This is a genomic window from Streptomyces sp. NPDC088747 (genome assembly GCF_044751025.1).
Lineage (GTDB): Bacteria > Actinomycetota > Actinomycetes > Streptomycetales > Streptomycetaceae > Streptomyces.
In genome coordinates this window covers 231222-244780 of the sequence record NZ_JBIVKZ010000004.1, presented here as the reverse complement: position 1 = coordinate 244780, position 13559 = coordinate 231222, and the positions used below count along the sequence as shown (strand labels likewise).

The 13559-nt window shown below is 74.2% G+C and carries 2 protein-coding genes; both read right to left on the bottom strand.

The features are described from left to right. Positions 1 to 2: 2 nt before the first annotated feature. Positions 3 to 12641: an SDR family NAD(P)-dependent oxidoreductase gene (locus tag ACIP79_RS11995; RefSeq protein ID WP_401222291.1), complete on the bottom strand. Its 12639-nt coding sequence runs from the start codon at positions 12639 to 12641 to the stop codon at positions 3 to 5. Between the two features lie 5 nt (positions 12642 to 12646). Then, positions 12647 to 13507: an ACP S-malonyltransferase gene (gene fabD, locus ACIP79_RS11990; RefSeq protein WP_401222289.1), complete on the bottom strand. Its 861-nt coding sequence runs from the start codon at positions 13505 to 13507 to the stop codon at positions 12647 to 12649. Between the last annotated feature and the right edge of the window lie 52 nt (positions 13508 to 13559).

Genomic DNA, 13559 nt, shown 5'->3' with positions numbered 1-13559 from the left:
CGTCAGGTCAGCTCCTCGTGGAGTTCGAGCACGGGTCGGCGGGGCACGGCCACGGGCCGGGGGCCCGGGTCGGGGACGGCGGGGCCGGGGTGGGGCGCAGCGGGCAGGGGCAGACCGGGTTCCGGCTCCAGCGCGAGCAGCGGTCTGGCGGTTCGGCGGTGCTCCGCCGGCGCGGGGGCGTCGAGCCAGTGGCGGGCCCGGCGGTACTCGACCGGTGGCAGTGGCGTACGGGCCGGCCGGTACGACTCCCGTTCGTCCGGCAGCAGTTCACGCACCAGTACGTGGGCGTTGGTACCGCCGAAGCCGAACGCGCTGAGCCCGGCGCGCCGGACGCCGCCCGCCGGTTCCCAGGGTGCGGTGGCGAGGGCGGGGCGGAAGGGCGAGGTGGCGAAGGAGAACCGGGGGTTGGGCCGGTCGCAGTGCAGGGTCGGCGGGAGGGTGCGGTGAACCAGCGAGAGGATCACCTTGTGGAGCCCGGCCATACCGGCGGCCATCAGCAGATGCCCGATGTTGGACTTGACGCTGCCGACCGCGCAGTGGCCGACCGCGTCCGAGGTACGGCGGAAGGCGCGGGTGAGCGCCTGGAGTTCCATCGGGTCGCCGATCATCGTGCCCGTGCCGTGGGCCTCGACGTACGTCACCGTGTCCGCGGTGACCCCGGCGGCGGCCAGGGTGTCGGCCACCAACTGCTCCTGCGCCTGCGGGCTGGGGGTGGTGAGTCCCATCGTCCGGCCGTCGTTGTTCAGCTTGCAGGACTCGATCACCGCGAGGATCCGGTCGCCGTCGCGCAGCGCCCGTTCCAGCGGCTTCAGCAGGACGGCTCCGACGCCCTCGCCGAGCACGATGCCGTTGGCGCCGGCGTCGAAGACGTGGCAGGCGCCGTCGGGCGAGAGGGCACCGGAGGCGCTGAGCTTCAGGAACGGTGTCTCGTCCAGCAGCAGGTCGCCGCCGCCGACGAGCGCGGCGTCGCAGTCGCCCGCGTCCAGCGCGCGCAGTGCGAGGTACAGCGCGGACAACGCGGAGGAGCAGGCGCTGTCGACCGTCAGGTGGGGCCCGCGCAGGTCGTAGACGTGGGCGGCGTGCGCGGCGATGAAGTTCTGGTTGAGGCCGGTCACCGTGTTGCGGTGCGGAACGGGCACCCGGCTGCCGTAGGTGCTGGTGCCGGACCCCATGAAGAAGCCGATCCGCTCGCCGGCCACGTCCTCGCGCCGGTAACCGGCGTCGCGCAGGGTCTGTTCCACGGTCTCCAGTGACAGGCGGATCAGCGGATCGACATGGGCGGCGTCGGCGGCACCGATGCCGAAGAACTGCGGGTCGAACTCCTCGATGCCGTCCAGGAATCCGCCCCACTTGCTGACGCTGCGGCCGGGCGCGGCCTGCGGCGACCACAGGCGGCGGTGGTCCCAACGGGAGGCGGGCACCTCGGTGATGCCGCTACGCCCCTCGCGCAGCAGCTCCCAGTAGCGGTCGAGGTCGGGAGCGCCCGGATAGCGGCCGGCGGCGCCGATCACGGCCACCAGCCCGTGGCCCGGCCGTCGGCCACCGTCTCCGTGGGTGACCTGGCCGGCCGGCGCCGGACGGTCGCTCGCGTGAGGGACCCCGGCGACCCCGGCGACCCCGGCGAGGTCGGGCTCGCTCTGCGACCGGGTCCAGCGAGCCGTTCCGGCGGGGTGTTCCGCCATGAGATACGCGGCGAGCAGTTCCACGGTCGGGTACTCAAGGACCAGGGAGGGCGACAGCGGCTCGCCGACGCGTTCCTCCAGGTCGGCGACGATGCCGGCCACCAGGATGGAGTCCACGCCGAGTTGGCCGAAGTTCGTCCCGTGGTCGATCCGCTCGACCGGCATCAGCAGAGCGCGGGCCAGCAGTTCGGCGATCGCCCCGGCGACGGCGGCGCCGCCACCGGTCTCCGGTTCGCGCGCCCCGCCGTCCGCACGGACACCACCACTCTCGTGCACGCCTGCCTCCTCCTGTTCGCGACCGTCCTCCTCTTCGTGACCGTCCTCGTGCTCGTGACCGTCCTCGTGCGCACGAGCGGGCGACGGTGACCGCTCGGGGACCGTTGACCGCTCGGGGGACGCCGACCGGGTGGGCCACACCGCGGGGTCGACCGCCGCGGCCACCAGGTGGGACCGGCCGGACGCCAACGCGGCTTCCAGAAGGTCCAGGCCCTGTTCGACGGTGTGCGGGGCGAACCCCAGCTCCGAGTAGCGCGGGCTGCGCACCGCGCCCATGCCGGCGCCGGTCCAGCTCCCCCAGCCCACCGAGACATGGCGGGTGCGACCGGTGGCCCGCTCCGCCACGGCGTCGAGCAGCGCGTTGGCCGACGCGTAGTCGGCCAGTCCGACGGCCAGTTTCGGCAGGGCGGCCGACAACGAGGAGAACAGGACCACCCAGTCGGGTTCGTCCTCGCGCAGTGCGTCGAGGAGTGCGAACAGCCCTTCGCCCTTGGGCCGCCAGGTGTCGCGTATCGAGCCGAGTTCCTTGCGGACGAACGCAGGTGTCCTGCGATCGACCGACCCTGCGCAGTGCAGGACGCCCGCGATCGGCCCGAGTTCGCCGCGCACCCGGCCGAGGAAGGAGCGCACCGCCGCGATGTCCGTCAACTCACCGCTGTGCAGGTCGAGTCGCGCACCGAGGCTTTCGAGTTCCAGCAGTGCCGCGATGCGCTCGTCGGACGTGTCCCGGCTCCAGGTCGGGCGCGGGGGCAGGGGGCGCAGGCCGAGCAACGCCAGTCGGCGGGCGCCGCGTTCGACCAGTCGCCGGGCGGCCGCGAGACCGAGCCCGCCGGTGCCCCCCGTGATCAGGTAGGTCCGGGACGGGTCGACCCGCAGTGGCTGATCCCCGTCGTGCGGCAGCCGGACCAGCCGGGGTGCCAGCCGCCGTCCGCCGGTGAGCCGGATCTCGGGTTCCGCCGCTCCTTCTGTCGTGCCGAGCGCCAGTTCGTTCCGTACCAGGCCCATCAGCGCCTCGCCGTCGGCGATCGGCGGGTCGCACTCGACCGTGGCGGCCGACACGTGGGAGTACTCGGCCCCGAGCGACCTGACGAGGGAGGCCATCCGGGCCGCCGCGGGCCAGGGCGAGTCGGTCGCGGAGTGCGTGAGGTGCAACAGCCGCAGCGGTCGGCCCCCGGCCGCGGGCACCAGGGCCTGAAGCAGCCCCAGCCGCCCGAACTGCCGTGCCGGCGTGGGCGGACCGGCCAGGTCCACGAGATCCGCCACCGCGTCCAGCCGCGGGTGGGCGGCGCGCAGCCGCTCCCCGAGTGCGCGGCCCGCCTCACCGTCGTCCAGATCGAGCTCGTACTCGTCCCGCCCGAGCCGGGGCAGGGTCGAACGCTCCCGTACGACGATCCAGTCGGCGTCCTCCGTGCCGGGCAGCGCGGCGGTCACCGGCAGCGTGGTCTCGCGGCCGAGGAGTACGACGTTCACCCGGCGGTGACCGTCCGGTGCGGCGGGAAGGGCCTGCACGGGCCGCCATTCACGGACCAGCAGCGCGGGCTCGTGGCGGGTCCGGCCGGCAGGCGCCTCCCTCTCGGGTTCGGGGGCGGTTGCCGCGATGACCGGCCGTGCGGACTCGGAGGTGCCCGGGGGGCCGTAGCGCGGCCGGGTGTCGAACGGATACAGCGGGAAGCGCACCCGCCGTCCGCCCTGCGGATACAGGCTCTCCCAGTCCGCCCGGCCGCCCGCCGTCCAGGTGCGCAGCGCCTCGGCCAGGGCCGGGGGGACTGTGCCGTGAACCGGCCCGGTGTGGTCGCGTCCCGCGAGGAAGTCGTCGAGCCGCTCGCGCAGTTCGGCCGTGTCGTGGCAGACCACGGCCAGCCTGCTCGGCAGTGCGGTGCGGCCGGTGCGGGAGGTGTGCGCGAGATCGGCGAGCGCCGCGTGGTCGCCGTCCAGGAAGACACGTAGCCGCTTCGCATAGGCGCGCAGGCGCTCGTCGTCCGTGGCCGAGAGGGTCACCACCTGGGGTTCGCGGCCGGTGACCGGAGCCGCCGGGAACTCTGGCGCCTCCTCCAGGACGGTGTGCGCGTTGGTGCCCCCGAAGCCGAACGAGCTGACGCCCGCCCGCCGGGGTTCCCCAGGATCGCTCCGCTCCCAGGGTTCGGGAGTGGTGACCAGCCGCAGGACGCCGTCCGAGAGGTCGATGTGCGGGTTGACGTCTCGCACATGGGGCGTGCCGGGCAGGGTGCGGTGGCGCATCGCCTGGACGACCGCGATCAGCCCGGCCATGCCCGACGCCGACTCGGCGTGGCCTATGGAGGCCTTCACCGCCCCGAGGACGCAGCCGGTTCCCGAGCCGTCCGGGCCGCCGAGGGCGGTGCGCAGGCCCTCGATCTCGATCGGGTCGCCGAGCGCGGTGCCGGTGCCGTGCGTCTCGACGTACGCCAGTGAGGAGCCCGGCACACCGGCGTCCCGCAGTGCGGCGGTGATCACCTCGGCCTGGGCGGATGGCCGGGGCGCGGTGAGCGAGTGCGCCCGGCCGCCGTGGTTGACGGCGGTGCCCCGGATCACGGCGTGCACCGGATCGCCGTCGGCCAGCGCACGGGCCAGCGGTTTCAGCAGGACGGCCGCCACGCCCTCGCCCCGGACGTAACCGTCCGCCGCCCGGTCGAAGGTGTGGCAGCGGCCCGTGGCGGACAGCATCCCGGCGCCCGCCAGCGAGTCGAAGTACGTCGGCGACAGCAGCACGTTGACGCCGCCCGCCAGCGCGAGGTCGCAGCCGCCGGAGCGGAGGGCGGCGACGGCGTGGTGCAGGGCGACCAGGGAGCTGGAGCAGGCGGTGTCGACCGCCTCGCTGGGGCCGCGCAGATCGAGTTGGTGCGAGACGCGGTTGGCGATGACGCTGTGTACGTTGCCGGGGGCCAGGTAGGCGTGGGCGGTGTCCCCACCGCGTGCGAGGAGTTCGGTGTAGTCGCTGAGTGTCGCGCCGACGTAGACGCCGGTGCGGGAGCCCGCGAGCGTACGCGGGTCGAGGCCGGCGTCCTCGACGGCGTGCCAGCACTCCTGGAGGAACAGCCGCTGCTGCGGGTCCATCAGGGCCGCTTCGCGGGGCGAGACGCCGAAGAAGGCCGCGTCGAAGGCGTCCACGTCGGCCAGGAATCCGCCCTGCGGTCCGTCGCCGTCCGCCCAGGACCGCACCGGCCCGCCGACCCGTTCGCCCGGAGTGCCCTCCGCGCCGTCGCCGACGCAGTCGCGCCCGGACAGCAGATTCGCCCAGAACTCCTCGACGTCGCCCGCACCGGGGAAACGCGCGGCCATGCCGATGACCGCGATCGGCTCCGCCCCCGTACCGGCGGAGGGCCGCGGGATGAAGGGGACGGTCTCCGAGGCGGAGACGGCAGGCGAGCGGGCCGCCGACGCCTCGGGCACCCGGACGGCGGTGACCCCGTGACGTCCCGTCAGGTACGTCGACAGCGCGGCGACCGTGGGGTGCTCGTAGAGCGTCACCGGTGTCAGGGCGAGTGCGAACAACTCGTTCAGCCGGTTGACGAGCCGGATGGTCAGGACGGAGTCCATGCCTACGTCACCGAACCGCTCGTCGGCTCCCAGGACGTTCCGCGGCAGCTTCAGCAGGGCCGAGACCTCCGCCGTCAGCTGCTCCTGAAGCGTCCCGTGCTCCGGGAGCGTCGTCCCGTGCTCCGGGAGCGTCCCGTGCTCCTGGGGTGTCCCGGCGTCGGCCGCCACCGGTGCGGCGTCCCCGGCGACGACGACGTCCGCGCCGAGCGCCGCGGCGATCCGAAGCTGGTCGCCGTGGCCGACGAGGTAGGCGCCCGACTCGGCCACCAGCAACTCGTCGAGTGCGCGCAGCGCCTGTGCGGTGGCGATCGGCCTGAGGCCGGTGGTGGTCTCGGTCAGCCGTACGACGTCCGCGGGCATCCGCATGGCGCCGTCCCGCCACAGCGGCCAGGCCGCGGAGACCGTGCGTCCGTGTCGCAGTCCCTGGACCCGCCGTTCCTCGCGTTGCTCGGCGAAGGCGTCGAGGAAGCGGTTGGCCGCCGCGTAGTCGCACTGGCCGGCGTTTCCGGTCCAGCCGACGAAGGACGAGGTGAGGAGGAGGAAGTCCAGTTCGTCGGAGGCGGTGAGCCGGTCGAGGAGCAGCGTGCCGTCCACCTTCGGTGCCAGGACCGTGCGCAGTGACCGCGGCGTCTTGGCCGTCAGCGGGGCGTCGTCGACGACACCGGCCGCGTGGATGATGCCCCGCAGTCCCCCGGTCAGTTCGCGGGCGTGGTCCAGGGCGGCGCCGAGGGAGTCCTCGTCGGTGACGTCGGCTCGCAGGTAGAAGGCCCGCGTCCGGTGGCGCCGCAGGCCGGTGAGGAGCCGCTCGGTGTCCGGGGAGGGGTGCGAGCGGCCGAGCAGGACGAGTGCGGGAACCCGGTGCCGTTCGGCGAGCCGGGCCGCCATCAGCCGCCCGACTCCGCCGGCGCCACCGGTGATCAGCACCCCGCCGCCGAGCGCGGGTGACCCGGCGCCGCGGAGCGGTTCGGCGGGGACCCGCGCCACCGCCGCGGCCCGGATCGTCCAGCGCCGCGAACCGAGCATGCGGACCTGCTGGTCCGGTCCGCATGCCTCCGTCAGGAGCTCGCGCACGGATGGGAGTCCCGGGTCGGCCACCTCGATCCGGCCGAGACGCAGCCGTACGCCTTCGAGGGCGAGTGACCGGCCGAGCGCGTCCAGGGCCGTCACGGCGGGATCACCGGGACGGCACACCACCGCGCACTCGACGGGCCGGCCGTGCTCGGAGGACCAGCGGGCGAGCATCAGCGGCAGGGCGGCGGCGGCCTCCAGGGAGAGCGGCTGCCCGTGGTACGGACGCAGGTCCAGTACGAGGATCCGGGGCGCCCTGGCCTCCAGGAGACCGGGTACGCCCTCCACGTCCACGGCGTGCGCTGTCGCCACGCCGGGGACCACCTCGGCGCCCCCTGTCGACGGCTCGCCGCCGACCGTCACCACGAGCAGCCCGTCGTACGACGGGGCAGGTGCAGGAGAAGGTGGAACAGGTACGGAAGCCGACGGAACAGGTGCGGGAGACGACGTGCCGGGCGTCGGCGAGGGGGCGGGTGCCCAGGCCGCGCGGTAGAGCACCGTCTCCGACGGAGACCCCGAACCGCCGGTGTCCTGCGGGCTCTCCATGTCTCCGGTGCTCTTCGCCGTCTCCCCGCCGCCCGGCAGCAGCGCGGCGGTCAGTGCGGCCGGGAGCCAGTGCCTGACCGGCGCGAACCGGAACGGCGGGAGGCTGACCCGTCGGCGCCCCGGTTCGGTCAGTTCGGCCCAGGGAAGGTCCGCGCCGTGCGCCCACAGCCTGGCGGGCACCGCGAGGTCACCGGCGCGCAGCCGTTCCCGCAGGAAGGTGACGCCCTCCGGGCCGGAACCGAACACGTCGCCGAGCGCGGGGCCGTCCCCGATCCGGCCGCGCACCAGTCCGGCCACCTCGGCGGACCGGCCGTCCGCGATCAGTTCGAGGGTGGCGAGCAGCTGCGGCAGGTCCGTCACCGGGTACGCCAGTCGCTCGTCCCGCGGCTGCCTGCCGGCCTGGAGGGTGAAAACGATGTCAGCGAGGCGGTGTTCCGGGCCCGCGAGCAGCGCGGACCTCAGCCGGCCCGCGTAGTCCCGCAGGTCCGCCTCGTCCCGGCCGGAGAGCACGACCAGGTGCGGTCGACCCGCGAGGTCCCCGTCGGTCCCGGCCACGGGCGGGGGCTCCTCCACCACCAGGTGGACGTTGACTCCGCCGGCGCCGAACGAGCTCAGTCCGGCGCGCAGCGGACCGTCCGTCGCCCGCCACGGCTCCGCGGAGTCCTGGAGGCGGAACGGGGTGCGGGAGAAGTCGATGTGCGGGTTGACCGGATCGGCGTGCAGGGTCGGCGCGAGGGTGCGGTGGCGGAGTTGGAGCAGCACCTTGGTCAGCCCGGCGACGGCGGCGGCCGACTCCAGGTGACCGATGTTGCTCTTGATGCTGCCGATCCCGGTCCTGGACTCCCGCTCCCCCGGCCCCCCGAACGCCTCGGTGAGCCCCCGCACCTCGATGGGATCGCCGAGCGCGGTGCCCGACCCGTGGGCCTCCACGTAGCCGATCGACTCGGGCTCGACCCCGGCCGCCCGGTGTGCCTTCCGCACCAGGGCGGCCTGAGCGGCGGGGCTGGGAACCGTGAAACCGTTGGTACGGCCGTCGGAGTTGGCGACGGCGGAACGGATGACTCCGTGGATGTGGTCGCCGTCGGCCAGCGCCCGGTCGAGCCGTTTGAGGACGACGGCTCCCACGCCTTCGCCCAGTACGAAGCCGTCCGCTCCGGCGCCGAAGGCCCGGCAGCGGCCACCGCGCGCCAGCATGCCCATCTGCGCGTACTGGATGTGCCGGGCGGGATGCAGCACGAGGTTGACCCCGCCCGCCACCGCGGCCGTGACCTCTTCGCGGAGGACCGCGCCGCAGGCCAGTTCCAGCGCCGTTCCCGATGCCGAGCAGGCGGTGTCGACGGTCAGGCTCGGGCCGGTGAAATCGAAGAGGTAGCTGACGCGGTTGGCGATCTGATAGCTCTCCGCCCAGGGATAGGGGGCGTCTCCGGTGAGCGCGCCCTGGGCGCTGAACAGGCCGTAGTCGTTGGCCATCGCGCCGACGTACACGGCGGTGTCCCGGCCGAGACCGTCGGGGGTGTAGCCGGCGTCCTGGATGGCCTGGTGGGCGGTCTCCAGGAAGAGCCGCTGGCGGGGGTCCATCAGTTCGGCCTCGGCGGGAGAGATCCCGAAGAAGAGGGAGTCGAACTCGTCGACGCCGTCTAGCAGCGCCGCCCACCGCGAGTAGGTACGGCCCGGGCCGCCTTCGGGGTCGTAGAGCGCCTCGTGGTTCCAGCGCTCGACGGGGATCCCGCCGACGGAGTCCCGTCCGGCGAGGAGGTTGTTCCACAGCTCGTCGACGTCGCGGGCGCCGGGATAGCGCCCGGCCAGTCCGATGACGGCGACCGCATCGGTGCCGGGGGCGGGACCGACGCGCGGCGGAGGGGCGGGGACGGAGGCGGGGCGTTCGGCCTGTTCGGCCTGTTCGGTCTGTTCGCTCTGCTCGCTCTGCTCGCTCTGTTCGGTCTGTTCGCTCTGCTCGCTCTGTTCGGTCCGGTCCGCGGGAGCCAGCGCGTCGGCCAGTGCTCCGAGGGTGCGGTGTTCGAAGAGCACGGTGGGGGACAGTTCGCCGTACCACTCCTCCAGTGCCACCGTGGCGTCCACGACGGCGAGCGACGAGGGCCGCAGTTCCTCAAGGGTGGTGCCGGCGTTCAGCGAGGCCGCGGGGAGTCCCAGGGTCCGGGCCACGACCCGCACGATCCGGGCGAGCGCGGTCCGCCTGCCACTGCCGGTCGTGGAGGTGGCGGAGTCGCGCGGATCGGCGGTACCGGGGGCGGCCTCGTCGGTGGCCGTCGGCGTCTCGGCGATGGCGGCCAGTGCGTGGTGCCCCGGTACCGCCGAGGGACGGTCCGTCCTGGGCCGGTCCGCGGGTCCGGGCTGTTCGGCGGCGGCCTCCGGGCGGAACGCGATCGCGGCGGCGGCCTCGACCGGCAGCTCGTACACCACGGAGCCGTCGGCCTCCTCTCGGGCCCGGTCCGCCGCCACGGAGTCCAGGAACCGCCGGGCCGGCTGGTTGCGCCCGGTGGGCCGGTAGGTCACGCGCAGCACCGCGCACTCGTCCGCCACCTCGGCGGCGAGCCGTGCCAGGAAGGCGTGTTCGACGCCCTTTCCGAGCACCCGGCAGCTCATCAGGAACGTCTCCAGGTCGGCCGTCGGTCCGTCGACGCGCAGCACGGCGGCGCCGACCACGCCGTAGTCGCCGAAGCGGTCGGCGACCTGGACCGTGCGGCAGCGGACGGCAGGGTCCGCGAGCATCGCCCGCAGTTCGGGCTCCTGGCGGCGGGCGGGAGCGGCGTTGAACTGGTTGGTGCGCTGGGTGAGTTGGGCGACGCGGGTGAGGGCGGCCCCCTCCGCCGGGCGGACGTCGACGCGCAGGTCCAGCTCCTGGATGAAGTCGGCCAGTGTGGCGGTGGCCCCGCGCAGTTCCCGGCGCCGGCCGGCCGCCTCGTAGAAGGAGGCGCGGGCACGGTCCTCGTCGGTGATCTCCAGCCGGTCGAAGGCCCAGACGCGGTCGACGAAGCCGGGGAGGTCCGCGGGGTCGGCCGGGCAGGTGAGGGACAGCACCTGCGGGCAGGCCGCGCGGAGCGCCGCGATCTCCACGGGGTTGTCGTCGATCATCACGAACGAGTCGAGACCGAGGTCGAGTTCGCGCGCGAGGTCGGCGAGGTTGGCGGACTTCGGCTCCCAGTCGACGCGGCGTGCCGTCAGGTGTTCCTCGCCGAGCGGCATGTCGTCGCGTATCCGCAGGACCTCGGACACGTCCTGGGCCTCATTCTTGCTGGCGAGGCAGAGCAGGACTCCCCTGGCCCGCAGTTCAAGTGCCCACTCCTGGAGCCGGCGGTGTCCCGGCTCGACGACCACACCGTGCGGGCCGTCCTCCCCGAGGACGCCGCGCCACAGGGTGTTGTCGCAGTCCAGCACCAGCACCTTGGCGGGCGGGACGAGTGCGGCGCGGACGGCTCTCGCCGTCGCGGTGGCGAGAGCGGCGTATCCGGTGGCGTCGTAGGGGATGTGGGCGAGGCGCAGTCGCCGGGCGTCGTGGCGGTCGGCGATCCTGCGCCCGCCCGCGCGCCACTCCTCGGCGTCGAGCAGCCGCGCGCCGGGAACCCCGGCCAACGCGTCGGCCAGTCGCCGGCGCAGTACCTCAAGCCGTGCGCGGTCGGCCGACGGAGAGTCCGGGCAGGTCATGACGAGCAGCGGCACCAGCGACCGGCCGCACAACTGGGCGGCCCCGCGCGCGAATTCGTCCACCGTGCGCTCGGGGTCGTCGCCGAGCCAGTCCTCCAGGCGCAGCAGGACGACGTTGCAGCCGGCGGAGTTGCGGCCGCTCTCGCTGGACGGGTCGAGCAACTGCTGGAAGACCTGGCTGTAGTCGGCGCGTACGACGTCGAGTCCGAGGTCCAGGCGTTCGGTCCAGGCCCGCAGTCCGTCCTCCAGCGGGTCCGTGGTGAAGGTCGCGGAGACCACGAGCCGCCCGGCGGCGGCCGGCGCGGCGGAGGCGGAAGGTGCGGTGGCAGCCGACTCGGTGGTAGGGGGTGCGGCGACGGGTGCGGTGGCGTCGAACCGGTCGACGACCGTGACCTGTCCGGGAGTCCGCCCGGTGTCGAGACCGGTCACGACGGTCGCGGCGACCTGTTCGGTGGCCAGGACCTCGTTCGAGCCGAGTACCGAGTCGGAGAACGCGGTCCGCATGCGTCCGGGCCGTACGACGGTGCAGTCCAGCCCCGGACGTTCCGCCGCGGCGGCGCGCACCAGGCCTTCCAGGGCCAGCTTGGCGGTCACGTAGTGCGACCAGCCCGGCGGCGGGGAGTCCACCCAGGCGGTGGAGACGGCGACGAGGTGGCCGGAGTCCTCCGCGAGGGTGGGCAGGAGAGCGGCCAGCGGCACCCGGGCGACTTCCAGGGCGTCGCGCAGGTAGTCGGCGGCGCGCCCGTCGGTCTCCGGTTCCAGGGTGAGCGCGGTGACCGGCGGGAAGGCGTTGAGCACCAGGACGTCCAGGCGTCCCCGCTCGGCGAGGATCCGGTCCCTGGCGGCCTGCGCCCAGGACCGGTCGGCGGCGTCGCCGGGCAGCAGGCGCACCCGTTCGGCGAGCTCGCCGAGGGCGGCACGGGCCCGTTCGGCGTCGTCCGCGCTGCGGCGGTGGTTCAGGTAGACGGTGTAACCAGCCAGGGCCAGGGCCTGGGTGAGGCTCGCGCCGAGGCCACGGCTGCCGCCGACGACCAGTGCGGTGCGGCCGGTTCCGGGGGCGTCGGCGGGCATCAGGTCGCGGAGCTGTGCGACGTCGGACTCGGGCACCGTCCGGCGGGCCAGCGCCCGCACCTCGACGCGGCCGTGGCCGGGCAGTGTGCCCGTCAGGTCGATGAGGCCGTAGCGGCCGTCGGTCTCACGGACCCGGAGCTCGCCCGCCGTGCCGGCGACGGAGTCGTCGAAGTGCAGGGTGAGTCCGGAGACCAGGGCGTCCCGGCCGGGTATCTCCATGCCCGCCAGATAGCTCGCCCAGCCCAGCAGCATCGCGTGCCGGGGAGAGATGCCCGCGGCGGCGGCGCCCGTCGCGCCGAGCAGTTCCCGCCACCGGTCGACGGCGGCGGGGCAGCCGGCTTCCCGCCGGTCCCCGGCGCGGGTCCGCTCGACGGACACGTGGTCGCATTCCGTGCGCCGGGGCCCCGCCACGTCCACCGGGGTGTCCCCGCGGGACCTGCCCGCCGCGGTCCGCACCACGAGGTCCAGCAGGAGCCGGCTTCCGTCGGTCACCCGGACGCTGAACCCGTCCTCGGTCCGCTCGGCGGAACGCCGGTAGGTCTGCCCGGGACGGGCGGGAGCGTGGAACCGCGCGGTGATCCCCGTGACGCTGCGTGGAGTACGCCGGCCGGGCAGGGCCGCCAGCGCGTGCAGGGTGACCAGCGCGCCGTGCGCGATCGGGGCTCCGAAGGACGTCCTGGCGGCGTAACCGGCGTCGGTGTGCAGGGGGTTGACGTCACCACTGGCGGCTGCGAAGGACTCGATGTCCTGCTCGCTGATACTGAACTCGGTTGCGGCCACCTCGGTCACCTCTCCGCGCCGACCGGCGCCGCTTCACGGATTTTCCGGACCAGGCCGGTGAGCACCTGACCGGGGCCGACCTCGCGCAGCACGGGTTCGGGCCGCTCCAGCAGGAACCGCACGGTCTCGGTCCACCGCACCGGCGAGGTGAGCTGCCGGCACAGTTCGTCGGCGAGCCGGTCGTCCGTGTGCGGGCGGGCCGTGGTGTTGGCCACGACCGGGATGCGCAGCGGTGCGAGCCGGTGGCGCCGCAGGTCGGCGCCGAACTCCTCGGCCGCCGCGGCCATGTGCCGGGAGTGGAAGGCGCCGCTGACCTTGAGCGGGATCACGGCCTCCGCCCGCCCGTTCAGGCACTGGCCTGCCGCCCGTACGTCGGCCGCGGTGCCGGAGATGACGATCTGGGTGGGGGCGTTCAGGTTGGCGATGTCCACCTCGGGGTTCTCCCGCAGGGCGTCGCCCAGCTCCTCCTCGGTCAGGCCGATGACCGCCGCCATCGCGCCGGGCCCCGCCTTGGCCATCGCCTCCGCGCGGTACCGGACCAGTTCGAGTCCGGTGAGGAAGTCGAAGGCCCCCGCGGCGAACAGGGCCACGTACTCGCCGAGGCTGTGGCCGGCGACGTAGTCGGGTACCTCGCCGCTCTCCCGGACCAGGTCCAGGTAGCCGAGCGCGCCGACGACGTAGAGCGAGCACTGGGTGTAGCGGGTGTCGGAGAGCTTGTCGGCCGGCGCGTCGAGGCAGAGTTCCTCGATCGAGTAGCCGAGCAGGGCGTCCGCCCGCCGCACCAGGTGTGGATAGCGGGGGAAGAGGTCGCGTCCCATGCCCTGCCGGTGGGCGCCCTGGCCGGGGAAGAGATGGACGAGCGTCATGACGGTCACTCCGGGGGGTCGGTGAGGCGCCGGTGGGGGGCCGGGCGGCGGC

What these genes read in the sequence shown, in the direction of transcription:
- fabD (WP_401222289.1), bottom strand. Translation starts at nt 13,507, where the DNA reads ATGACGCTCGTCCATCTCTTCCCCGGCCAGGGCGCCCACCGGCAGGGC.